The sequence below is a fragment of the Enterobacter sp. E20 genome, from assembly GCF_000801755.2.
Classification (GTDB): domain Bacteria; phylum Pseudomonadota; class Gammaproteobacteria; order Enterobacterales; family Enterobacteriaceae; genus Enterobacter; species Enterobacter asburiae_B.
This window is the reverse complement of record NZ_CP012999.1, coordinates 4,337,256-4,359,101: the sequence shown is the minus strand read 5'-3', so window position 1 is coordinate 4,359,101 and position 21,846 is coordinate 4,337,256. Positions and strand designations below refer to the sequence as shown.

The window sequence follows — 21,846 nt, the reverse complement described above, 5'->3', positions numbered from 1 at the left end:
GGCTGACATGCTCCATACTCTGAGCCATTCACCGTGGCAATGTGATATCGACGCGTTACTGAGTATGCTGCGCGAAGGTGATGATCTGCTGCTGATTCAGGATGGCGTGCTTGCCGCACTGGAAGGCAGTCGTTTCGTTGAAATTCTCACGAATGCCCCCATAACAGTCTCTGCGCTGAAGGACGATCTGGATGCGCGGGGTCTTTCTGGTCAAATTTCAGCCAAAATTGACGTGGTTGGCTATACTGATTTCGTCAATCTTACTGTGACGCACGCCAGTCAAATGAACTGGTGATTTGAGATCGCTGTATATTTCTTGACACCTTTTCGACGTAGCCCTAAAATTTCGCGTCCTCATATTGTATGAGGTCGTTTTATTACGTGTTTACGAAGCAAAAGCTAAAACCAGGAGCTATTTAATGGCAACAGTTAACCAGCTGGTACGCAAACCACGCGCACGCAAAGTTGCAAAGAGCAACGTGCCTGCGCTGGAAGCCTGCCCGCAGAAACGTGGTGTATGTACTCGTGTATATACCACCACTCCTAAAAAACCAAACTCCGCACTGCGTAAAGTATGCCGTGTGCGTTTGACTAACGGTTTCGAAGTGACTTCCTACATCGGTGGTGAAGGTCACAACCTGCAGGAACACTCCGTGATCCTGATCCGTGGCGGTCGTGTTAAAGACCTTCCGGGTGTTCGTTACCACACCGTTCGTGGTGCGCTCGACTGCTCAGGTGTTAAAGACCGTAAGCAGGCTCGCTCCAAGTACGGCGTGAAGCGTCCTAAGGCTTAATGGTTCTCCGTTAAGTAAGGCCAAACTGATTTATCTTAATGTCAAACTAAACTCTTTGAGTTTTGGACAATCCTGAATTAACAACGGAGTATTCCCATGCCACGTCGTCGCGTTATTGGTCAGCGTAAAATTCTTCCAGATCCGAAATTCGGATCAGAACTGCTGGCAAAATTTGTAAATATCCTGATGGTAGATGGTAAAAAATCTACTGCAGAAGCAATCGTATACAGCGCGCTTGAGACCCTGGCTCAGCGTTCTGGTAAAAATGAACTGGAAGCTTTCGAAGTCGCTCTCGACAACGTTCGCCCAACCGTAGAAGTTAAGTCCCGCCGCGTTGGTGGTTCTACTTATCAGGTTCCAGTTGAAGTTCGTCCGGTTCGTCGTAATGCTCTGGCAATGCGTTGGATCGTTGAAGCTGCTCGTAAACGCGGTGATAAATCCATGGCTCTGCGTCTGGCGAACGAACTTTCTGATGCTGCAGACAACAAAGGTACTGCAGTTAAGAAACGTGAAGACGTTCACCGTATGGCAGAAGCCAACAAGGCGTTCGCACACTACCGTTGGTAATCCCTTCGGAGTATTAGTCACCAGGCGGGCGCTTCAGAGAAGCCGCCCGCTCTGGGTAACTTAACTGAACGCCTAAAGATATAAACGAGGAATCAAATGGCTCGTACAACACCCATCGCACGCTACCGTAACATCGGTATCAGTGCGCACATCGACGCCGGTAAAACCACTACTACCGAACGTATTCTGTTCTACACCGGTGTAAACCATAAAATCGGTGAAGTTCATGACGGCGCAGCCACCATGGACTGGATGGAACAGGAGCAGGAGCGTGGTATCACTATCACCTCCGCAGCGACTACTGCATTCTGGTCAGGTATGGCTAAGCAGTACGAACCGCATCGCGTAAACATCATCGACACCCCAGGGCACGTTGACTTCACCATCGAAGTAGAACGTTCCATGCGTGTTCTTGACGGCGCGGTAATGGTTTATTGCGCAGTTGGTGGTGTTCAGCCACAGTCTGAAACCGTATGGCGTCAGGCGAACAAATATAAAGTTCCACGCATCGCGTTCGTTAACAAAATGGACCGTATGGGTGCTAACTTCCTGAAAGTTGTTGGCCAGATCAAAACCCGTCTGGGCGCGAACCCTGTTCCGCTGCAGCTGGCAATTGGTGCTGAAGAAGGCTTCACCGGCGTTATCGACCTGGTGAAAATGAAAGCCATCAACTGGAACGATGCAGACCAGGGCGTTACCTTCGAATACGAAGATATCCCAGCTGCAATGCAGGACCTGGCTGACGAATGGCACCAGAACCTGATCGAATCCGCTGCTGAAGCTTCTGAAGAGCTGATGGAGAAATACCTGGGTGGTGAAGAACTGACTGAAGAAGAGATCAAAAAAGCTCTGCGTCAGCGCGTTCTGAACAACGAAATCATCCTGGTAACCTGTGGTTCTGCGTTCAAGAACAAAGGTGTTCAGGCGATGCTGGATGCGGTAGTTGACTACCTGCCATCCCCGGTTGACGTTCCTGCGATCAACGGCATCCTGGACGACGGTAAAGATACTCCGGCTGAGCGTCACGCAAGCGACGAAGAGCCATTCTCTGCACTGGCGTTCAAAATTGCTACCGACCCATTCGTGGGTAACCTGACCTTCTTCCGCGTTTACTCTGGTGTGGTTAACTCCGGTGATACCATCCTGAACTCCGTGAAAGCGGCGCGTGAACGTTTTGGCCGTATCGTACAGATGCACGCTAACAAACGTGAAGAGATCAAAGAAGTTCGTGCGGGCGACATCGCTGCAGCTATCGGTCTGAAAGACGTGACCACTGGTGACACCCTGTGTGACCCGGATCACCCGATCATTCTGGAGCGTATGGAATTCCCTGAGCCGGTAATCTCCATCGCAGTTGAACCAAAAACCAAAGCTGACCAGGAAAAAATGGGTCTGGCTCTGGGCCGTCTGGCGAAAGAAGACCCATCATTCCGCGTATGGACTGATGAAGAATCTAACCAGACCATCATCGCTGGTATGGGTGAACTGCACCTGGACATCATCGTTGACCGTATGAAGCGTGAATTCAACGTTGAAGCGAACGTGGGTAAACCTCAGGTTGCTTACCGCGAAGCGATTCGCGCGAAAGTTACCGATGTTGAAGGTAAACACGCTAAGCAGTCTGGTGGTCGCGGTCAGTACGGTCACGTTGTGATCGACATGTACCCACTGGAGCCGGGCTCTAACCCGAAAGGTTACGAGTTCATCAACGACATCAAAGGCGGTGTAATTCCTGGCGAATACATCCCAGCTGTTGATAAAGGCATCCAGGAACAGCTGAAAGCGGGCCCTCTGGCTGGCTATCCGGTTGTTGACATGGGTGTTCGTCTGCACTTCGGTTCTTACCACGACGTTGACTCCTCTGAACTGGCGTTTAAACTGGCTGCGTCTATTGCCTTTAAAGAAGGCTTTAAGAAAGCAAAACCAGTTCTGCTTGAGCCAATCATGAAGGTTGAAGTAGAAACTCCTGAAGAGAACACCGGTGACGTTATCGGTGACTTGAGCCGTCGTCGCGGTATGCTGCGTGGTCAGGAATCCGAAGTAACTGGCGTTAAGATCCACGCTGAAGTTCCGCTGTCTGAAATGTTCGGATATGCAACTCAGCTGCGTTCTCTGACCAAAGGTCGTGCATCATACACCATGGAATTCCTGAAGTATGATGATGCGCCTAACAACGTTGCTCAGGCCGTTATTGAAGCCCGTGGTAAGTAATCCACAGGATTAAAACCTAAGTCCCGTGCTCTCTCCACAGGGGAGAGCACTATAGTAAGGAATATAGCCGTGTCTAAAGAAAAATTTGAACGTACAAAACCGCACGTCAACGTTGGTACTATCGGCCACGTTGACCATGGTAAAACTACCCTGACTGCTGCAATCACTACCGTTCTGGCTAAAACCTACGGTGGTTCTGCTCGTGCATTCGACCAGATCGATAACGCACCAGAAGAAAAAGCTCGTGGTATCACCATCAACACTTCCCACGTTGAGTACGACACCCCGACTCGCCACTACGCACACGTAGACTGCCCAGGCCACGCCGACTATGTTAAAAACATGATCACCGGTGCTGCGCAGATGGACGGCGCGATCCTGGTTGTTGCTGCGACTGACGGCCCAATGCCTCAGACTCGTGAGCACATCCTGCTGGGTCGTCAGGTAGGCGTTCCTTTCATCATCGTGTTCCTGAACAAATGCGACATGGTTGATGACGAAGAGCTGCTGGAACTGGTAGAGATGGAAGTTCGTGAACTGCTGTCTCAGTACGATTTCCCGGGCGACGATACTCCAATCGTTCGTGGTTCTGCTCTGAAAGCGCTGGAAGGCGAAGCTGAGTGGGAAGCTAAAATCATCGAACTGGCTGGCTTCCTGGATTCTTACATCCCAGAACCAGAGCGTGCGATTGACAAGCCGTTCCTGCTGCCAATCGAAGACGTATTCTCCATCTCCGGTCGTGGTACCGTTGTTACCGGTCGTGTAGAGCGCGGTATCATCAAAGTTGGCGAAGAAGTTGAAATCGTTGGTATCAAAGAGACTGCGAAGTCTACCTGTACTGGCGTTGAAATGTTCCGCAAACTGCTGGACGAAGGCCGTGCTGGTGAGAACGTTGGTGTTCTGCTGCGTGGTATCAAACGTGAAGAAATCGAACGTGGTCAGGTTCTGGCGAAGCCAGGCTCAATCAAGCCACACACCAAGTTCGAATCTGAAGTGTACATCCTGTCCAAAGACGAAGGCGGCCGTCATACTCCGTTCTTCAAAGGCTACCGTCCACAGTTCTACTTCCGTACAACTGACGTGACCGGTACCATCGAACTGCCAGAAGGCGTTGAGATGGTAATGCCAGGCGACAACATCAAGATGGTTGTGACTCTGATCCACCCAATCGCGATGGACGACGGTCTGCGTTTCGCAATCCGTGAAGGCGGCCGTACCGTTGGCGCGGGCGTTGTTGCTAAAGTTCTGGGCTAATTAATTATCCCCGAATAAAAAAAGGACGCTTCGGCGTCCTTTTTTATTTTCTGCCGCTCAGGTACTGTCACAAAATTACGCATTTTTTGCCTGCTCCCGCCCCGTATTGTGGCGTTTGTGCTATTGTAATCATAACCATTCTCACTTACACTTTGCGCATAATTTGAACGGGAGTCTCTATGTACGTTTGTTTATGTAATGGTGTAAGCGACAAGAAAATACGTCAGGCCGTTCGTCAGTTTCAGCCTCAGTCATTTCAGCAGCTACGCAAATTTGTTCCGGTGGGAAATCAATGCGGTAAATGTGTGCGTGCTGCGCGAGAGATCATGCAGGACGAATTGATGCAGATCCCGGAATACAAAGAGATCGCGTAAGCGCCCATCTTTTTTTTGACATCCTTGTAGCCCGATCTACGCTTCAATGAGTGGAAGCGGAGGGACTATATAATGAAAGGTGATGTTAAAATCATAAGTTATCTCAATAAATTATTGGGAAATGAGCTTGTCGCAATTAACCAGTACTTTCTTCACGCGAGAATGTTCAAAAACTGGGGGCTTAAACGTCTGAACGACGTTGAGTACCATGAATCGATCGATGAAATGAAGCACGCTGATAAATATATCGAGCGTATTTTATTCCTTGAAGGCATTCCAAACCTGCAGGATCTCGGAAAGCTGGGCATCGGAGAAGATGTCGAAGAGATGCTGCGTTCCGACCTCAGGCTGGAACTTGAAGGCGCCAAAGATCTCCGTGAAGCCATTGCCTACGCAGACAGCGTACATGACTACGTCAGTCGCGATATGATGATCCAGATCCTGGCCGATGAAGAAGGCCACATTGACTGGCTGGAAACGGAGCTGGATCTGATTGGTAAAATCGGCCTGCAGAACTACCTTCAGTCGCAGATTAAAGTGGAAGAGTAACCACCGACTTCCAGCCTACGCATAAACCCGCTGCTGCCAGAAATGGCCCAAAAGGCAGTGGGTTTTTTAATGCTCCCTTATCGCCGGTGAGTAACGAAAACACAAGAATGCTAAGTAGCGCCATAAGCGCAGCGAGTAACGCCAGCGCAGGCAGCACGCACCAGCCATGCCAGGCGCCAAGCGCCGCCAGGTATTTTACATCGCCGTATCCCATCCCTTCACGCCGGCAGATAAAGCGATATCCCCAGTAAATAACGGCAAAGCCGACATATCCAGCCATCGCTCCCACCACGGCACTCGGCAGAAAATCAGGTTGGAAACAGAGCTGAAAGAGCAGGCCCGCCCATAGCAACGGGCAGAGAAATTTATCAGGAAGCAGTCCGCAGCGAATATCTGCACGGACGAGAAAGGCAGTCAGCGAAAAATAGACCAGCAAAAAGGGGAGGGTGGTTAACATGGAAAAGGCCTCAAAAGGGTTTGAGCGCATCCTCGCTATAATCGACCTGGTCGGCAATCTATAAAAACGACACTTGCGTAGTGGCTCGAGACAAAGCCTTGAGAAGGGATACATTGCGTAAAAAGTTGCGCGCCCTTACGCACACTGCGCCTCTGGCGCTTAATTTCTAAACGGCACTTGCGTCTTGTCCAGATTTACGTATAATGCGCGGGCTTGTCGTAATTGACGGCGGGTTCAATCAGAACCAGAGTAGCTCATTTTGTTACTCAACAATGCTCCCAATTGGGGAGCTACGTAAGAACGGTTACACTCTCCCATCAATCGTAATGGGTTTGAGGAGTAATCATTTTCGTTTATAAAATAATTGGAGCTCTGGTCTCATGCAGAACCAAAGAATCCGTATCCGCCTTAAAGCGTTTGATCATCGTCTGATCGATCAATCAACCGCGGAAATCGTCGAGACTGCTAAGCGCACTGGTGCGCAAGTCCGTGGTCCGATCCCGCTGCCGACCCGCAAAGAGCGCTTCACCGTTCTGATCTCTCCGCACGTCAACAAAGACGCGCGCGATCAGTACGAAATCCGCACTCACAAGCGTCTGGTTGACATCGTTGAGCCAACTGAGAAAACCGTTGATGCTCTGATGCGTCTGGATCTGGCTGCCGGTGTAGACGTGCAGATCAGCCTGGGTTAATCAGGTCATCGAGCGATTGAGAGGTTGATACAATGATTGGTTTAGTCGGTAAAAAAGTGGGCATGACCCGCATCTTCACTGAAGATGGCGTTTCAATCCCAGTAACCGTAATCGAAGTTGAAGCAAACCGCGTTACCCAGGTTAAAGATCTGGCTAACGATGGCTACCGCGCTGTTCAGGTGACCACTGGTGCTAAAAAAGCTAACCGTGTAACCAAACCAGAAGCGGGTCACTTCGCTAAAGCTGGCGTAGAAGCTGGCCGTGGTCTGTGGGAATTCCGTCTTGCTGAAGGCGAAGAGTTCACCGTAGGTCAGGACATTAGCGTTGAGCTGTTTGCTGACGTTAAAAAAGTTGACGTAACCGGTACCTCTAAAGGTAAAGGTTTTGCTGGTACCGTTAAGCGCTGGAACTTCCGTACCCAGGACGCTACCCACGGTAACTCCTTGTCTCACCGCGTTCCGGGTTCTATCGGTCAGAACCAGACTCCGGGCAAAGTGTTCAAAGGCAAGAAAATGGCAGGTCAGCTGGGTAACGAACGTGTGACCGTTCAGAGCCTGGACGTAGTACGTGTTGACGCTGAGCGCAACCTGCTGCTGGTTAAAGGTGCAGTTCCGGGTGCAACCGGTAGCGACCTGATCGTTAAACCAGCTGTGAAGGCGTAAGGGGATAGCAATGGAATTAGTATTGAAAGACGCGCAGAGCGCGCTGACTGTTTCCGAAACTACCTTCGGTCGTGATTTCAACGAAGCGCTGGTTCACCAGGTTGTTGTTGCTTATGCAGCTGGTGCTCGTCAGGGTACTCGTGCTCAGAAGACTCGTGCTGAAGTAACTGGTTCTGGCAAAAAGCCATGGCGCCAGAAAGGTACCGGCCGTGCGCGTTCAGGTTCTATCAAGAGCCCGATCTGGCGTTCAGGTGGCGTGACCTTCGCTGCGCGTCCACAGGACCACAGTCAAAAAGTTAACAAAAAGATGTACCGCGGCGCGCTGAAAAGCATCCTGTCCGAACTGGTACGTCAGGATCGTCTGATCGTTGTCGAGAAGTTCTCTGTTGAAGCGCCTAAAACTAAGCTGCTGGCACAGAAACTGAAAGACATGGCTCTGGAAGATGTGCTGATCATCACCGGTGAGCTGGACGAGAACCTGTTCCTGGCCGCACGCAACCTGCACAAGGTTGACGTACGCGATGCGACTGGTATCGACCCGGTTAGCCTGATCGCCTTCGACAAAGTCGTAATGACTGCTGATGCTGTTAAGCAAGTTGAGGAGATGCTGGCATGATTCGTGAAGAACGTCTGCTGAAGGTGCTTCGCGCACCGCACGTTTCTGAAAAAGCGTCTACTGCGATGGAAAAAACAAACACCATCGTTCTCAAAGTTGCTAAAGACGCGACCAAAGCAGAGATCAAAGCTGCTGTGCAGAAACTGTTTGAAGTCGAAGTCGAAGTCGTTAACACCCTGGTAGTTAAAGGGAAAGTTAAACGTCACGGACAGCGTATCGGTCGTCGTAGCGACTGGAAAAAAGCTTACGTCACCCTGAAAGAAGGCCAGAATCTGGACTTCGTTGGCGGCGCTGAGTAAGTCGGAGGAGTAATACAATGGCAGTTGTTAAATGTAAACCGACATCTCCGGGTCGTCGCCACGTAGTTAAAGTGGTTAACCCTGAGCTGCACAAGGGCAAACCTTTTGCTCCGTTGCTGGAAAAAAACAGCAAATCCGGTGGTCGTAACAACAATGGCCGTATCACCACTCGTCACATCGGTGGTGGCCACAAGCAGGCTTATCGTATTGTTGACTTCAAACGCAACAAAGACGGTATCCCAGCAGTTGTTGAACGTCTTGAGTACGATCCGAACCGTTCCGCGAACATCGCGCTGGTTCTGTACAAAGACGGCGAACGCCGTTACATCCTGGCCCCTAAAGGCCTGAAAGCTGGCGACCAGATTCAGTCTGGCGTTGATGCTGCAATCAAAGCAGGCAACACCCTGCCGATGCGCAATATCCCGGTTGGTTCTACCGTTCATAACGTAGAAATGAAACCAGGTAAAGGCGGTCAGCTGGCACGTTCCGCTGGTACTTACGTTCAGATCGTTGCTCGTGATGGTGCATATGTCACCCTGCGCCTGCGTTCTGGTGAAATGCGTAAAGTCGAAGCAGACTGCCGCGCTACTCTGGGCGAAGTTGGCAATGCTGAGCATATGCTGCGCGTTCTGGGTAAAGCAGGTGCTGCACGCTGGCGTGGTGTTCGTCCTACCGTTCGCGGTACTGCGATGAACCCAGTCGACCACCCACATGGTGGTGGTGAAGGTCGTAACTTTGGTAAGCACCCGGTAACTCCGTGGGGCGTTCAGACCAAAGGTAAGAAGACCCGCAGCAACAAGCGTACTGATAAATTTATCGTACGTCGCCGTAGCAAATAATTTTAGAGGATAAGCCATGCCACGTTCTCTCAAGAAAGGTCCTTTTATTGACCTGCACTTGCTGAAGAAGGTAGAGAAAGCGGTGGAAAGCGGAGACAAGAAGCCCCTGCGCACTTGGTCCCGTCGTTCAACGATCTTTCCTAACATGATCGGTTTGACCATCGCTGTCCATAATGGTCGTCAGCACGTTCCAGTCTTTGTTACCGACGAAATGGTTGGTCACAAACTGGGTGAATTCGCACCGACTCGTACTTATCGCGGCCACGCTGCTGATAAAAAAGCGAAGAAGAAATAAGGTAGGAGGAAGAGATGGAAACTTTAGCTCAACATCGCCATGCTCGTTCTTCTGCTCAGAAGGTTCGCCTTGTTGCTGACCTGATTCGCGGTAAGAAAGTGTCGCAGGCCCTGGACATCCTGACCTATACCAACAAGAAAGCTGCGGTATTGGTCAAGAAAGTACTGGAATCTGCCATTGCTAACGCTGAACACAACGATGGCGCTGACATCGACGATCTGAAAGTCGCGAAAATTTTCGTAGATGAAGGCCCAAGCATGAAGCGCATTATGCCGCGTGCGAAAGGTCGTGCAGATCGCATCCTGAAGCGCACCAGCCACATTACTGTGGTTGTGTCCGATCGCTGAGACTCTGGAGACTAGCAATGGGTCAGAAAGTACATCCTAATGGTATTCGCCTGGGTATTGTAAAACCATGGAACTCTACCTGGTTTGCGAACACCAAAGAATTCGCTGACAACCTGGACAGCGATTTTAAAGTACGTCAGTACCTGACTAAGGAACTGGCTAAAGCGTCTGTATCTCGTATCGTTATCGAGCGTCCAGCGAAGAGCATCCGTGTGACTATTCACACTGCTCGTCCTGGCATCGTTATCGGTAAGAAAGGCGAAGACGTAGAAAAACTGCGCAAGGTCGTAGCGGATATCGCTGGCGTTCCTGCACAGATCAATATCGCTGAAGTTCGTAAGCCTGAACTGGACGCTAAATTGGTTGCTGACAGCATCACTTCACAGCTGGAACGTCGTGTTATGTTCCGTCGTGCTATGAAGCGTGCTGTACAGAACGCAATGCGTCTGGGCGCTAAAGGTATCAAAGTTGAAGTTAGCGGCCGTCTGGGCGGCGCGGAAATCGCACGTACCGAATGGTACCGCGAAGGTCGCGTACCGCTGCACACTCTGCGTGCTGACATCGACTACAACACCTCTGAAGCGCACACCACTTACGGTGTAATCGGCGTTAAGGTATGGATCTTCAAAGGTGAGATCCTGGGTGGTATGGCTGCTGTTGAACAACCGGAAAAACCGGCTGCTCAACCTAAAAAGCAGCAGCGTAAAGGCCGTAAATAAGGAGCGTCGCTGATGTTACAACCAAAGCGTACAAAATTCCGTAAAGTGCACAAAGGCCGCAACCGTGGTCTGGCGCAGGGTACGGATGTTAGCTTCGGCACTTTCGGTCTGAAAGCTGTTGGCCGTGGTCGTCTGACTGCACGTCAGATCGAAGCAGCACGTCGTGCAATGACCCGTGCAGTTAAGCGTCAAGGTAAGATCTGGATCCGTGTATTCCCGGACAAACCGATCACCGAGAAGCCACTGGAAGTTCGTATGGGTAAAGGTAAAGGTAACGTGGAGTACTGGGTTGCCTTGATCCAACCGGGCAAAGTCCTTTATGAAATGGACGGTGTTCCGGAAGAGCTGGCCCGTGAAGCCTTCGGCCTGGCAGCAGCGAAACTGCCTATCAAAACCACCTTTGTAACTAAGACGGTGATGTAATGAAAGCAAAAGAGCTGCGTGAAAAAAGCGTTGAAGAGCTGAACGCTGAGCTGCTGAACCTGCTGCGTGAGCAGTTCAACCTGCGTATGCAGGCTGCAAGTGGCCAGCTGCAACAGACTCACCTGCTGAAGCAAGTGCGTCGCAATGTTGCACGCGTTAAGACTTTACTGACTCAGAAGGCGGGTGCGTAATGACCGATAAAATCCGTACTCTGCAAGGTCGTGTTGTTAGCGACAAAATGGAGAAATCCATTGTTGTAGCTATCGAACGTATTGTGAAACACCCGATCTACGGTAAATTCATCAAGCGTACGACCAAACTGCACGTACATGACGAGAACAACGAATGTGGTATCGGCGACAAGGTTGAAATCCGTGAATGCCGTCCACTGTCCAAGACTAAGTCCTGGACGCTGGTTCGCGTTGTAGAGAAAGCGGTTCTGTAATACAGTACGCCTTCTCAATACGAATAAACGGCTCAGCGATGAGCCGTTTATTTTTTCTACCCATATTGCAGAAGCGGTGTTATAATGCCGCGCCCTCGATATGGGGCTTTTTAACGGCTCTGATTTTAGAGTCTCAGGTAGTAGTTGACATTAGCGGAGCACTAAAATGATCCAAGAACAGACTATGCTGAACGTCGCCGACAACTCCGGTGCACGTCGCGTAATGTGTATCAAGGTTCTGGGTGGCTCGCACCGTCGCTACGCAGGCGTAGGCGACATCATCAAGATCACCATCAAGGAAGCAATTCCACGTGGTAAGGTCAAAAAAGGTGATGTGCTGAAGGCGGTAGTGGTGCGCACCAAGAAGGGTGTTCGTCGCCCTGACGGTTCTGTCATTCGCTTCGATGGTAATGCATGCGTTATTTTAAACAATAACAGCGAGCAGCCTATCGGCACGCGTATCTTTGGGCCGGTAACTCGTGAACTTCGTACTGAGAAGTTCATGAAAATTATCTCTCTGGCACCAGAAGTACTCTAAGGAGCGAATCATGGCAGCGAAAATCCGTCGTGATGACGAAGTTATCGTGTTAACCGGTAAAGATAAAGGTAAACGCGGTAAAGTAAAAAATGTTCTGTCTTCCGGCAAACTTGTCGTTGAAGGTATCAACCTGGTTAAGAAACATCAGAAGCCGGTTCCGGCCCTGAACCAACCAGGTGGCATCGTTGAAAAAGAAGCTGCTATTCAGGTTTCTAACGTTGCAATCTTCAATGCGGCTACCGGCAAGGCTGACCGTGTAGGCTTTAGATTCGAAGACGGCAAAAAAGTCCGTTTCTTCAAGTCTAACAGCGAAACTATCAAGTAATTTGGAGTAGTACGATGGCGAAACTGCATGATTACTACAAAGACGAAGTAGTTAACAAACTCATGACTGAGTTTAACTACAATTCTGTCATGCAAGTCCCTCGGGTCGAGAAGATCACCCTGAACATGGGTGTTGGTGAAGCGATCGCTGACAAGAAACTGCTGGATAACGCAGCAGCTGACCTGACAGCAATCTCCGGTCAAAAACCGCTGATCACCAAAGCACGCAAATCTGTTGCAGGCTTCAAAATCCGTCAGGGCTATCCGATCGGCTGTAAAGTAACTCTGCGTGGCGAACGCATGTGGGAGTTCTTTGAGCGCCTGATCACTATTGCTGTTCCACGTATCCGTGACTTCCGTGGCTTGTCCGCTAAGTCTTTCGACGGTCGTGGTAACTACAGCATGGGTGTCCGTGAGCAGATCATCTTCCCAGAAATCGACTACGATAAAGTCGACCGCGTGCGTGGTTTGGATATTACCATTACCACTACTGCGAAATCTGACGAAGAAGGCCGTGCTCTGCTGGCTGCCTTTGACTTCCCGTTCCGCAAGTAAGGTAGGGTTACTGAATGGCTAAGCAATCAATGAAAGCACGCGAAGTAAAGCGCGTAGCTTTAGCTGATAAATTCTTCGCTAAACGCGCTGAACTGAAAGCGATCATTTCTGATGTGAACGCTTCCGACGAAGATCGTTGGAATGCGGTTCTCAAGCTGCAGTCTCTGCCGCGTGATTCCAGCCCGTCTCGTCAGCGTAACCGCTGTCGTCAAACAGGTCGTCCACATGGTTATGTGGGCAAGTTTGGGTTGAGCCGTATCAAACTGCGTGAAGCCGCCATGCGCGGTGAAGTGCCAGGCTTGAAAAAGGCTAGCTGGTAATTACCAATTGAATCACGGGAGTAAAGACAGATGAGCATGCAAGATCCGATCGCGGATATGCTGACCCGTATCCGTAACGGTCAGGCCGCGAACAAAGTTGCGGTCACCATGCCTTCCGCCAAGCTGAAAGTGGCAATTGCCAACGTGCTGAAGGAAGAAGGTTTTATCGAAGATTTTAAAGTTGAAGGCGACACCAAGCCGGAACTGGAACTTACTCTTAAGTATTTCCAGGGTAAAGCTGTTGTAGAAAGCATTCAGCGTGTCAGCCGCCCAGGCCTGCGCATCTATAAGAAAAAAGATGAGCTGCCAAAAGTTATGGCTGGTCTTGGTATCGCAGTTGTTTCTACCTCTAAAGGTGTTATGACTGATCGTGCAGCGCGCCAGGCTGGTCTTGGTGGCGAAATTATCTGCTACGTAGCCTAATCGGAGGAAAGAATGTCTCGTGTTGCTAAAGCACCGGTCGTTATTCCTGCCGGCGTTGATGTAAAAATCGACGGTCAGGTTATTACGATCAAAGGTAAAAACGGCGAGCTGACTCGTACCCTCAACAAAGCTGTTGAAGTTAAACATGCAGATAACGCTCTGACCTTCGGTCCACGTGATGGTTTCGTGGATGGATGGGCTCAGGCTGGTACCGCGCGTGCCCTGCTGAACTCAATGGTTGTTGGTGTTACCGAAGGCTTCACTAAAAAGCTTCAGCTGGTTGGTGTAGGTTATCGTGCAGCTATCAAAGGGAATGCAGTAGGCCTGTCTCTGGGCTTCTCACACCCTGTTGAGCATCCGCTGCCGGCCGGTATCACTGCAGAATGTCCGACTCAAACTGAAATCGTGCTGAAAGGCGCTGATAAACAGCTGATCGGTCAGGTTGCAGCAGATCTGCGCGCCTACCGTCGTCCTGAGCCTTACAAAGGCAAGGGTGTTCGTTACGCCGACGAAGTCGTGCGTACCAAAGAGGCTAAGAAGAAGTAAGGTAACACTATGGATAAGAAATCTGCTCGTATCCGTCGTGCGACCCGCGCACGCCGCAAGCTCAAAGAGCTGGGTGCAACTCGCCTGGTGGTACATCGTACCCCGCGTCATATTTACGCACAGGTAATTGCACCGAACGGTTCTGAAGTTCTGGTAGCTGCTTCTACTGTAGAAAAAGCTATCTCAGAACAATTGAAGTACACCGGTAACAAAGACGCCGCTGCAGCTGTAGGTAAAGCTGTTGCTGAACGCGCTCTGGAAAAAGGCATCAGCAATGTTTCCTTTGACCGTTCCGGGTTCCAATATCATGGTCGTGTCCAGGCACTGGCAGATGCTGCCCGTGAAGCTGGCCTTCAGTTCTAAGGTAGAGGTGTAAGATGGCTCACATCGAAAAACAGGCTGGCGAACTGCAGGAAAAGCTGATCGCGGTAAACCGCGTATCTAAAACCGTTAAAGGTGGTCGTATTTTCTCCTTCACAGCTCTGACTGTAGTAGGCGATGGTAACGGTCGCGTTGGTTTTGGTTACGGTAAAGCGCGTGAAGTTCCAGCAGCGATCCAGAAAGCGATGGAAAAAGCCCGTCGCAATATGATTAACGTCGCGCTGAACAACGGTACCCTGCAACACCCAGTTAAAGGTGTTCACACGGGTTCTCGTGTATTCATGCAGCCAGCTTCAGAAGGTACCGGTATCATCGCCGGTGGTGCAATGCGCGCCGTTCTGGAAGTTGCTGGGGTTCATAACGTTCTGGCCAAAGCATATGGTTCCACCAACCCGATCAACGTGGTTCGTGCAACTATTGATGGCCTGGAAAATATGAATTCTCCAGAAATGGTCGCTGCCAAGCGTGGTAAATCCGTTGAAGAAATTCTGGGGTAATTGACCATGGCAAAGACTATTAAAATCACTCAAACCCGCAGTGCAATCGGTCGTCTGCCGAAACACAAGGCAACGCTGCTTGGCCTGGGTCTGCGTCGTATTGGTCATACCGTTGAGCGCGAGGATACTCCCGCTGTTCGTGGTATGGTCAACGCGGTTTACTTCATGGTTAAAGTTGAGGAGTAAGAGATGCGTTTAAATACTCTGTCTCCGGCCGAAGGCTCTAAAAAGGCGGGTAAACGCCTGGGTCGTGGTATCGGTTCTGGCCTCGGCAAAACCGGTGGTCGTGGTCACAAAGGTCAGAACTCTCGTTCTGGCGGTGGCGTACGTCGCGGTTTCGAGGGTGGCCAGATGCCACTGTACCGTCGTCTGCCGAAGTTCGGCTTCACCTCTCGCAAAGCAGCGATCACAGCGGAAATCCGTCTGTCTGACCTGGCGAAAGTTGAAGGCGGCGTTGTAGACCTGAACACGCTGAAAGCAGCAAACATTATCGGTATCCAGATCGAGTTCGCGAAAGTGATCCTGGCTGGTGAAGTTTCTACTCCGGTAACTGTTCGTGGCCTGCGTGTTACTAAAGGTGCTCGTGCTGCTATCGAAGCTGCTGGCGGTAAAATTGAGGAATAAGTAGCAGATGGCTAAGCAACCGGGATTAGATTTTCAAAGTGCCAAAGGTGGATTTGGCGAGCTGAAACGCAGACTGCTGTTTGTTATCGGCGCGCTGATTGTGTTCCGTATTGGCTCTTTTATTCCGATCCCTGGTATCGATGCCGCTGTACTTGCCAAACTGCTTGAGCAACAGCGAGGCACCATCATTGAAATGTTCAACATGTTCTCTGGTGGTGCTCTCAGCCGTGCTTCTATCTTTGCATTGGGTATTATGCCGTACATTTCGGCATCTATTATTATCCAGCTGCTGACGGTCGTTCATCCGGCCCTGGCAGAGTTGAAGAAAGAAGGGGAGTCTGGACGTCGTAAGATTAGTCAGTACACCCGTTACGGTACTCTGGTGCTGGCAATATTCCAGTCGATCGGTATTGCTACCGGTCTGCCGAATATGCCTGGTATGCAGGGCCTGGTGTTAAATCCGGGCTTTGCATTCTACTTCACCGCTGTTGTAAGTCTGGTCACAGGGACTATGTTCCTGATGTGGCTCGGCGAACAGATTACTGAGCGTGGTATCGGTAACGGTATCTCTATCATTATCTTCGCCGGTATTGTTGCGGGCCTCCCGCCAGCCATCGCCCATACTATCGAGCAAGCGCGTCAAGGCGACCTGCACTTCCTCCTGTTGCTGTTGGTTGCAGTATTAGTATTTGCAGTGACGTTCTTTGTTGTCTTCGTTGAACGTGGTCAACGCCGCATTGTGGTGAACTACGCTAAACGTCAGCAGGGTCGTCGTGTCTATGCTGCACAGAGCACACATTTACCGCTGAAAGTGAACATGGCGGGGGTTATCCCGGCTATCTTCGCTTCCAGTATTATTCTGTTCCCGGCGACCATCGCGTCATGGTTCGGGGGCGGTACTGGTTGGAACTGGCTGACAACAATTTCGCTGTATTTGCAGCCTGGGCAACCACTTTATGTGTTACTCTATGCGTCTGCGATCATCTTCTTCTGTTTCTTCTACACGGCGTTGGTCTTCAACCCGCGTGAAACAGCAGATAACCTGAAGAAGTCCGGTGCATTTGTACCAGGAATTCGTCCGGGAGAGCAAACGGCGAAGTATATCGATAAAGTAATGACTCGCCTGACTTTGGTTGGTGCGCTTTATATTACTTTTATCTGCCTGATCCCGGAGTTCATGCGTGATGCAATGAAAGTACCGTTCTACTTCGGTGGGACCTCACTGCTTATCGTTGTTGTCGTGATTATGGACTTTATGGCTCAAGTGCAAACTCTGATGATGTCCAGTCAGTACGAGTCTGCATTGAAGAAGGCGAACCTGAAAGGCTACGGCCGCTAAATGGTCGCCTGAGAAGTTACGGAGAGTAAAAATGAAAGTTCGTGCTTCCGTCAAGAAATTATGCCGTAACTGCAAAATCGTTAAGCGTGATGGTGTCATCCGTGTGATTTGCAGTGCCGAGCCGAAGCATAAACAGCGCCAAGGCTGATTATTTCGCATATTTTTCTTGCAAAGTTGGGTTGAGCTGGCTAGATTAGCCAGCCAATCTTTTGTATGTCTGTACGTTTCCATTTGAGTATCCTGAAAACGGGCTTTTCAGCATGGTGCGTACATATTAAATAGTAGGAGTGCATAGTGGCCCGTATAGCAGGCATTAACATTCCTGATCAGAAACATGCTGTGATCGCATTAACTTCGATCTACGGCGTCGGCAAGACCCGTTCTAAAGCCATTCTGGCTGCAGCGGGTATCGCTGAAGATGTTAAGATCAGTGAGCTGTCTGAAGAACAAATCGACACGCTGCGTGACGAAGTTGCCAAATTTGTCGTTGAAGGTGATCTGCGCCGTGAAATCAGCATGAGCATCAAGCGCCTGATGGATCTTGGTTGCTATCGCGGTTTGCGTCATCGTCGTGGTCTGCCAGTGCGCGGTCAGCGTACTAAGACCAACGCACGTACCCGTAAGGGTCCGCGCAAACCGATCAAGAAATAATCGGGGTGATTGAATAATGGCAAAGGCACCAGTTCGTGCACGTAAACGTGTAAGAAAACAAGTCTCTGACGGCGTGGCTCATATCCATGCTTCTTTCAACAACACCATCGTTACTATTACTGATCGTCAGGGTAACGCATTGGGTTGGGCAACAGCCGGTGGTTCCGGTTTCCGTGGTTCTCGCAAATCCACTCCGTTCGCAGCTCAGGTTGCAGCAGAGCGTTGCGCAGAAGCCGTAAAAGAATACGGCATCAAGAATCTGGAAGTTATGGTTAAAGGTCCGGGTCCGGGTCGTGAATCTACTGTTCGCGCTCTGAACGCCGCTGGTTTCCGCATCACGAATATTACTGATGTGACTCCGATCCCTCATAACGGTTGTCGTCCGCCGAAAAAACGTCGCGTATAACGCTCCGTTTTTTAGGTTAGTTGGAGATAGAAAATGGCAAGATATTTGGGTCCTAAGCTCAAGCTGAGCCGTCGTGAGGGCACCGACTTATTCCTTAAGTCTGGCGTTCGCGCGATCGATACCAAGTGTAAAATTGAACAAGCTCCTGGCCAGCACGGTGCGCGTAAACCGCGTCTGTCTGACTATGGTGTGCAGTTGCGTGAAAAGCAAAAAGTTCGCCGTATGTACGGTGTGCTGGAGCGTCAGTTCCGTAACTACTATAAAGAAGCAGCACGTCTGAAAGGCAACACAGGTGAAAACCTGCTGGCTCTGCTGGAAGGTCGTCTGGACAACGTTGTATACCGTATGGGCTTCGGCGCTACTCGTGCTGAATCACGTCAGCTGGTTAGCCACAAAGCAATCATGGTAAACGGTCGTGTTGTTAACATCGCTTCTTATCAGGTTAAAGCGAATGACGTTGTTAGCATTCGTGAGAAAGCGAAAAAGCAATCTCGCGTGAAGGCCGCTCTGGAGCTGGCTGAGCAGCGTGAAAAGCCAACCTGGCTGGAAGTTGATGCTGGCAAGATGGAAGGTACGTTCAAGCGTCAGCCAGAACGTTCTGATCTGTCTGCGGACATTAACGAACACCTGATCGTCGAGCTTTACTCCAAGTAAAGCTTAGTACCAAAGAGAGGACACAATGCAGGGTTCTGTGACAGAGTTTCTAAAACCGCGCCTGGTAGATATCGAGCAAGTGAGTTCGACGCACGCCAAGGTGACCCTTGAGCCTTTAGAGCGTGGCTTTGGCCATACTCTGGGTAACGCACTGCGCCGTATTCTGCTCTCATCGATGCCGGGTTGCGCGGTGACCGAGGTTGAGATTGATGGTGTACTTCATGAGTACAGCACCAAAGAAGGCGTTCAGGAAGATATCCTTGAAATCCTGCTCAACCTGAAAGGGCTGGCGGTGAGAGTTCAGGGTAAAGATGAAGTTATTCTTACTCTGAATAAATCTGGCATTGGCCCTGTGACTGCAGCCGACATCACCCACGACGGTGATGTTGAAATCGTCAAGCCGCAGCACGTGATCTGCCACCTGACCGATGAGAACGCAGCTATTAGCATGCGTATCAAAGTTCAGCGCGGTCGTGGTTATGTGCCGGCTTCTGCCCGAATTCATTCGGAAGAAGATGAGCGCCCAATCGGCCGTCTGCTGGTCGACGCATGCTACAGCCCTGTAGAGCGTATTGCCTACAATGTTGAAGCAGCGCGTGTAGAACAGCGTACCGACCTGGACAAGCTGGTCATCGAAATGGAAACCAATGGCACAATCGATCCTGAAGAGGCGATTCGTCGTGCGGCGACCATCCTGGCAGAACAACTGGAAGCTTTCGTTGACTTACGTGATGTACGTCAGCCGGAAGTGAAAGAAGAGAAACCAGAATTCGATCCGATCCTGCTGCGCCCTGTTGACGATCTCGAATTGACTGTCCGCTCTGCTAACTGCCTCAAGGCAGAAGCTATCCACTATATCGGTGATCTGGTACAGCGTACCGAGGTTGAGTTGCTGAAAACGCCGAACCTGGGTAAAAAATCTCTTACCGAGATTAAAGACGTGCTGGCTTCACGTGGTCTGTCTCTGGGCATGCGCCTGGAAAACTGGCCACCAGCAAGCATTGCTGACGAGTAACCGGATCACAGGTTAAGGTTTTACTGAGAAGGATAAGGTCATGCGCCATCGTAAGAGTGGTCGTCAACTGAACCGCAACAGCAGCCATCGCCAGGCTATGTTCCGCAACATGGCAGGTTCACTGGTTCGTCATGAGATCATCAAGACGACCCTGCCTAAAGCGAAAGAGCTGCGTCGCGTAGTTGAGCCGCTGATTACTCTTGCCAAGACTGACAGCGTTGCTAATCGTCGTCTGGCATTCGCCCGTACTCGTGATAACGAGATCGTGGCAAAACTGTTTAACGAACTGGGCCCGCGTTTCGCGAGCCGTGCCGGTGGTTACACTCGCATTCTGAAGTGTGGTTTCCGTGCAGGCGACAACGCGCCGATGGCTTACATCGAGCTGGTTGATCGTTCAGAGAAAGCAGAAGCTGCTGCAGAGTAATCTGCAGTAACGTAAAAAAACCCGCTCCGGCGGGTTTTTTTATATCCGCGATATCCCCACTTCTCTACAATGTCTGTATCAATTCTGTTCATCCCCAGGAGCCGGTAATGTGGTTGCTCGACCAGTGGGCAGAACGCCATATTCGCGATGCCCAAAAAAAAGGTGAATTCGACGATCTCCCGGGGAGCGGCGAACCCCTTGCGCTTGACGATGACTCGCACATCGCGCCTGAACTACGGGCTGGATACCGTTTACTGAAAAATGCGGGCTGTCTCCCCCCGGAGCTCGAACAGCGCAGAGAGGCTGTTGAACTTGCCGATCTTCTCAAAGGGATCCGCCATGACGATCCACGACATTCTGAACTTAGCCGCCGCCTCGCCCTGCTTGAACTCAAGCTGCGCCAGGCTGGGATGAACACTGATTTTCTGCGCGGTGAATACGGTGAAAGATTGATGCAGAAAATAAACGAGGACTAGTTATGTACCGTATCGGTGAACTTGCGAAGCTTGCGAACGTCACGCCGGATACCATCCGATATTACGAAAAGCAGCAGATGATCGATCATGAAGTTCGGACTGAAGGGGGCTTTCGCCTTTATACCGATAACGATCTGCAGCGCCTGCGGTTCATTCGTTATGCTCGTCAGCTCGGTTTTACACTGGATTCGATCCGCGAGTTATTATCGATCCGCATCGATCCGGAACATCACACCTGCCAGGAATCTAAAAGCATCGTGCAGGCCCGGCTGGATGAAGTTGAAGCGCGTATACAGGAACTGCAAACCATGCAGCGCTCTCTGCAAAGGCTGAATGATGCCTGCTGCGGTACGGCCCACAGCAGCATTTACTGTTCAATTCTCGAAGCCCTTGAACAGGGAGCGAGTGGAGAAACGCAGGGCTGTTGATTTTTAGTTCAACCGGGTCTAGACTCGCTTCGTCATAAACCCTGCTCTGGAGACATTATGAGCCGCTATCAGCACACGAAAGGACAAATTAAGGACAAAGCCATTGAGGCGTTACTTCACGACCCGTTATTCAGGCAGCGCGTTGAGAAGAATAAAAAAGGGAAAGGAAGTTATCTGCGTAAAGACAAACATGATAAACGGGGTAACTGGGAGGCCAGTGGCAAGCAAGCGAATCGCTTATTTACCACTGGCCTTCCTGCTTTTATCTGTTGATTAGACGCGGTTATTTTGCTCTTTTAACAGATCGCGGATCTCACTCAACAGCACTTCTTCTTTGGTTGGCGCAGGTGCTGCAGCCGGCTCTTCTTTTTTACGGTTGAGCCTGTTGATCAGCTTGATGGCCATAAATATGGCAAACGCGACAATCACAAAATCAAATACGTTCTGAATAAATACGCCGTAGTGCATCACTACTGCCGGAACATCACCCTGCGCTTCACGCAGCGTGAAAGCGAACTGTTTGAAATCAATGCCGCCGATTAACAACCCTAAAGGTGGCATGATAATGTCGGCCACTAATGATGAAACAATCTTGCCGAATGCCGCACCAATAATGACACCCACTGCCAAATCTACCACGTTCCCGCGCATCGCAAATTCGCGAAATTCTTTAATAAAACTCATTGTTCTCTCCTTGTGCCA

40 protein-coding genes are annotated in these 21,846 nt (G+C 50.4%); 38 read left to right on the top strand and 2 right to left on the bottom strand.

Annotation, left to right across the window (positions count from 1 at the left end; translation table 11 throughout):
• Positions 1–7: 7 nt before the first annotated feature.
• The 7 genes from tusB (at position 8) to bfr (ending at position 5,749) form a co-directional block, all read left to right on the top strand.
• Positions 8–295: a sulfurtransferase complex subunit TusB gene (tusB, locus tag NI40_RS20420; RefSeq protein ID WP_024907951.1), complete on the top strand. Its 288-nt coding sequence runs from the start codon at positions 8–10 to the stop codon at positions 293–295.
• A 124-nt stretch (positions 296–419) separates the two neighbouring features.
• Positions 420–794 (top strand): 30S ribosomal protein S12, encoded by a 375-nt coding sequence (gene rpsL, locus NI40_RS20415; protein ID WP_000246815.1) that lies wholly within the window; start codon positions 420–422, stop codon positions 792–794.
• 96 nt (positions 795–890) lie between these two features.
• Complete coding sequence (rpsG, locus tag NI40_RS20410) at positions 891–1,361, top strand: 30S ribosomal protein S7 (RefSeq protein WP_004106370.1); 471 nt, start codon at positions 891–893, stop codon at positions 1,359–1,361.
• A 96-nt stretch (positions 1,362–1,457) separates the two neighbouring features.
• Positions 1,458–3,572: an elongation factor G gene (gene fusA, locus NI40_RS20405; RefSeq protein WP_033146789.1), complete on the top strand. Its 2,115-nt coding sequence runs from the start codon at positions 1,458–1,460 to the stop codon at positions 3,570–3,572.
• Between the two features lie 69 nt (positions 3,573–3,641).
• Positions 3,642–4,826 (top strand): elongation factor Tu, encoded by a 1,185-nt coding sequence (gene tuf / locus NI40_RS20400; protein WP_014068448.1) that lies wholly within the window; start codon positions 3,642–3,644, stop codon positions 4,824–4,826.
• Positions 4,827–5,005: 179 nt separating this feature from the next.
• Positions 5,006–5,200 carry a bacterioferritin-associated ferredoxin gene (bfd, locus tag NI40_RS20395; protein ID WP_008503493.1) on the top strand — a complete coding sequence of 65 codons (195 nt, stop codon included), beginning with the start codon at positions 5,006–5,008 and terminating at the stop codon, positions 5,198–5,200.
• A 72-nt stretch (positions 5,201–5,272) separates the two neighbouring features.
• A complete protein-coding gene (gene bfr / locus NI40_RS20390; RefSeq protein ID WP_039262753.1) occupies positions 5,273–5,749 on the top strand; it encodes a bacterioferritin in 477 nt (158 codons plus the stop codon).
• On the opposite strand, the gene NI40_RS20385 is transcribed toward bfr, so the two are convergent.
• Complete coding sequence (locus NI40_RS20385; RefSeq protein WP_039262754.1) at positions 5,733–6,206, bottom strand: prepilin peptidase; 474 nt, start codon at positions 6,204–6,206, stop codon at positions 5,733–5,735. The genes bfr and NI40_RS20385 overlap by 17 nt on opposite strands.
• A gap of 380 nt (positions 6,207–6,586) precedes the next feature.
• Here NI40_RS20385 and rpsJ point away from each other — a divergent pair, with 380 nt between their 5' ends.
• From rpsJ to NI40_RS20235, 31 genes are all read left to right on the top strand, one after another.
• Positions 6,587–6,898, top strand: coding sequence for a 30S ribosomal protein S10 (rpsJ, locus tag NI40_RS20380; protein WP_001181005.1), 312 nt, complete (start codon positions 6,587–6,589; stop codon positions 6,896–6,898).
• Between the two features lie 32 nt (positions 6,899–6,930).
• Positions 6,931–7,560, top strand: a complete 630-nt coding sequence (gene rplC / locus NI40_RS20375) for a 50S ribosomal protein L3 (RefSeq protein WP_006178923.1) — start codon at positions 6,931–6,933, stop codon at positions 7,558–7,560.
• Between the two features lie 10 nt (positions 7,561–7,570).
• Positions 7,571–8,176 (top strand): 50S ribosomal protein L4, encoded by a 606-nt coding sequence (gene rplD / locus NI40_RS20370; RefSeq protein WP_000424395.1) that lies wholly within the window; start codon positions 7,571–7,573, stop codon positions 8,174–8,176.
• Positions 8,173–8,475 carry a 50S ribosomal protein L23 gene (gene rplW, locus NI40_RS20365; RefSeq protein ID WP_000617546.1) on the top strand — a complete coding sequence of 101 codons (303 nt, stop codon included), beginning with the start codon at positions 8,173–8,175 and terminating at the stop codon, positions 8,473–8,475. Before rplD ends, rplW begins: the two co-directional genes overlap by 4 nt.
• Positions 8,476–8,492: 17 nt before the next feature.
• Positions 8,493–9,314 (top strand): 50S ribosomal protein L2, encoded by an 822-nt coding sequence (rplB, locus tag NI40_RS20360; protein ID WP_000301859.1) that lies wholly within the window; start codon positions 8,493–8,495, stop codon positions 9,312–9,314.
• Between the two features lie 16 nt (positions 9,315–9,330).
• Positions 9,331–9,609, top strand: a complete 279-nt coding sequence (rpsS, locus tag NI40_RS20355) for a 30S ribosomal protein S19 (protein ID WP_001138117.1) — start codon at positions 9,331–9,333, stop codon at positions 9,607–9,609.
• Between the two features lie 14 nt (positions 9,610–9,623).
• Positions 9,624–9,956: a 50S ribosomal protein L22 gene (rplV, locus tag NI40_RS20350; RefSeq protein ID WP_002919773.1), complete on the top strand. Its 333-nt coding sequence runs from the start codon at positions 9,624–9,626 to the stop codon at positions 9,954–9,956.
• Positions 9,957–9,973: 17 nt separating this feature from the next.
• Positions 9,974–10,675 carry a 30S ribosomal protein S3 gene (gene rpsC / locus NI40_RS20345; RefSeq protein WP_000529945.1) on the top strand — a complete coding sequence of 234 codons (702 nt, stop codon included), beginning with the start codon at positions 9,974–9,976 and terminating at the stop codon, positions 10,673–10,675.
• A 12-nt stretch (positions 10,676–10,687) separates the two neighbouring features.
• Positions 10,688–11,098: a 50S ribosomal protein L16 gene (gene rplP, locus NI40_RS20340; RefSeq protein ID WP_002919759.1), complete on the top strand. Its 411-nt coding sequence runs from the start codon at positions 10,688–10,690 to the stop codon at positions 11,096–11,098.
• Positions 11,098–11,289: a 50S ribosomal protein L29 gene (gene rpmC / locus NI40_RS20335; protein WP_003863282.1), complete on the top strand. Its 192-nt coding sequence runs from the start codon at positions 11,098–11,100 to the stop codon at positions 11,287–11,289. Before rplP ends, rpmC begins: the two co-directional genes overlap by 1 nt.
• Positions 11,289–11,543, top strand: a complete 255-nt coding sequence (rpsQ, locus tag NI40_RS20330; RefSeq protein ID WP_008503489.1) for a 30S ribosomal protein S17 — start codon at positions 11,289–11,291, stop codon at positions 11,541–11,543. Before rpmC ends, rpsQ begins: the two co-directional genes overlap by 1 nt.
• Positions 11,544–11,709: 166 nt before the next feature.
• Positions 11,710–12,081, top strand: a complete 372-nt coding sequence (gene rplN, locus NI40_RS20325; RefSeq protein WP_002919748.1) for a 50S ribosomal protein L14 — start codon at positions 11,710–11,712, stop codon at positions 12,079–12,081.
• 10 nt (positions 12,082–12,091) lie between these two features.
• A complete protein-coding gene (gene rplX, locus NI40_RS20320) occupies positions 12,092–12,406 on the top strand; it encodes a 50S ribosomal protein L24 (RefSeq protein ID WP_003863287.1) in 315 nt (104 codons plus the stop codon).
• A gap of 14 nt (positions 12,407–12,420) precedes the next feature.
• Positions 12,421–12,960, top strand: a complete 540-nt coding sequence (gene rplE, locus NI40_RS20315; protein WP_001096206.1) for a 50S ribosomal protein L5 — start codon at positions 12,421–12,423, stop codon at positions 12,958–12,960.
• Positions 12,961–12,974: 14 nt separating this feature from the next.
• A complete protein-coding gene (rpsN, locus tag NI40_RS20310; protein WP_003863291.1) occupies positions 12,975–13,280 on the top strand; it encodes a 30S ribosomal protein S14 in 306 nt (101 codons plus the stop codon).
• Positions 13,281–13,310: 30 nt separating this feature from the next.
• Positions 13,311–13,703, top strand: coding sequence for a 30S ribosomal protein S8 (gene rpsH, locus NI40_RS20305; RefSeq protein WP_006178918.1), 393 nt, complete (start codon positions 13,311–13,313; stop codon positions 13,701–13,703).
• Between the two features lie 12 nt (positions 13,704–13,715).
• Positions 13,716–14,249, top strand: a complete 534-nt coding sequence (rplF, locus tag NI40_RS20300; RefSeq protein WP_003863296.1) for a 50S ribosomal protein L6 — start codon at positions 13,716–13,718, stop codon at positions 14,247–14,249.
• Between the two features lie 9 nt (positions 14,250–14,258).
• On the top strand, positions 14,259–14,612 hold the full coding sequence (rplR, locus tag NI40_RS20295) for a 50S ribosomal protein L18 (RefSeq protein WP_003863297.1): 354 nt from the start codon (positions 14,259–14,261) through the stop codon (positions 14,610–14,612).
• 14 nt (positions 14,613–14,626) lie between these two features.
• Positions 14,627–15,127 (top strand): 30S ribosomal protein S5, encoded by a 501-nt coding sequence (rpsE, locus tag NI40_RS20290; protein ID WP_003863299.1) that lies wholly within the window; start codon positions 14,627–14,629, stop codon positions 15,125–15,127.
• Positions 15,128–15,133: 6 nt separating this feature from the next.
• Complete coding sequence (rpmD, locus tag NI40_RS20285) at positions 15,134–15,313, top strand: 50S ribosomal protein L30 (protein WP_003863301.1); 180 nt, start codon at positions 15,134–15,136, stop codon at positions 15,311–15,313.
• Between the two features lie 3 nt (positions 15,314–15,316).
• Positions 15,317–15,751 (top strand): 50S ribosomal protein L15, encoded by a 435-nt coding sequence (gene rplO / locus NI40_RS20280; protein ID WP_003863304.1) that lies wholly within the window; start codon positions 15,317–15,319, stop codon positions 15,749–15,751.
• 7 nt (positions 15,752–15,758) lie between these two features.
• Positions 15,759–17,090, top strand: a complete 1,332-nt coding sequence (secY, locus tag NI40_RS20275; protein WP_003863305.1) for a preprotein translocase subunit SecY — start codon at positions 15,759–15,761, stop codon at positions 17,088–17,090.
• Positions 17,091–17,121: 31 nt separating this feature from the next.
• Positions 17,122–17,238 carry a 50S ribosomal protein L36 gene (rpmJ, locus tag NI40_RS23435; RefSeq protein ID WP_000868187.1) on the top strand — a complete coding sequence of 39 codons (117 nt, stop codon included), beginning with the start codon at positions 17,122–17,124 and terminating at the stop codon, positions 17,236–17,238.
• Between the two features lie 146 nt (positions 17,239–17,384).
• Positions 17,385–17,741 carry a 30S ribosomal protein S13 gene (gene rpsM, locus NI40_RS20270; RefSeq protein ID WP_003863308.1) on the top strand — a complete coding sequence of 119 codons (357 nt, stop codon included), beginning with the start codon at positions 17,385–17,387 and terminating at the stop codon, positions 17,739–17,741.
• Positions 17,742–17,757: 16 nt separating this feature from the next.
• Entirely contained in the window at positions 17,758–18,147 is a 390-nt protein-coding gene (rpsK, locus tag NI40_RS20265; protein ID WP_003863312.1) for a 30S ribosomal protein S11, read from the top strand.
• Between the two features lie 33 nt (positions 18,148–18,180).
• Positions 18,181–18,801, top strand: coding sequence for a 30S ribosomal protein S4 (rpsD, locus tag NI40_RS20260; RefSeq protein ID WP_004868345.1), 621 nt, complete (start codon positions 18,181–18,183; stop codon positions 18,799–18,801).
• 25 nt (positions 18,802–18,826) lie between these two features.
• Positions 18,827–19,816, top strand: a complete 990-nt coding sequence (locus tag NI40_RS20255) for a DNA-directed RNA polymerase subunit alpha (RefSeq protein ID WP_002919219.1) — start codon at positions 18,827–18,829, stop codon at positions 19,814–19,816.
• 40 nt (positions 19,817–19,856) lie between these two features.
• Positions 19,857–20,240: a 50S ribosomal protein L17 gene (gene rplQ / locus NI40_RS20250; RefSeq protein WP_001216368.1), complete on the top strand. Its 384-nt coding sequence runs from the start codon at positions 19,857–19,859 to the stop codon at positions 20,238–20,240.
• A gap of 107 nt (positions 20,241–20,347) precedes the next feature.
• Positions 20,348–20,716, top strand: a complete 369-nt coding sequence (locus tag NI40_RS20245; protein ID WP_039262755.1) for a DUF1992 domain-containing protein — start codon at positions 20,348–20,350, stop codon at positions 20,714–20,716.
• 2 nt (positions 20,717–20,718) lie between these two features.
• The gene (gene zntR / locus NI40_RS20240) at positions 20,719–21,144 is read left to right on the top strand and encodes a Zn(2+)-responsive transcriptional regulator (RefSeq protein ID WP_029740638.1); all 426 of its coding nucleotides are present in this window, start codon (positions 20,719–20,721) and stop codon (positions 21,142–21,144) included.
• A 57-nt stretch (positions 21,145–21,201) separates the two neighbouring features.
• Positions 21,202–21,417 carry an alternative ribosome-rescue factor A gene (locus NI40_RS20235; protein WP_039262756.1) on the top strand — a complete coding sequence of 72 codons (216 nt, stop codon included), beginning with the start codon at positions 21,202–21,204 and terminating at the stop codon, positions 21,415–21,417.
• Here NI40_RS20235 and mscL read toward each other — a convergent pair whose 3' ends face one another.
• Positions 21,418–21,828, bottom strand: a complete 411-nt coding sequence (gene mscL, locus NI40_RS20230; RefSeq protein ID WP_023309449.1) for a large-conductance mechanosensitive channel protein MscL — start codon at positions 21,826–21,828, stop codon at positions 21,418–21,420.
• Between the last annotated feature and the right edge of the window lie 18 nt (positions 21,829–21,846).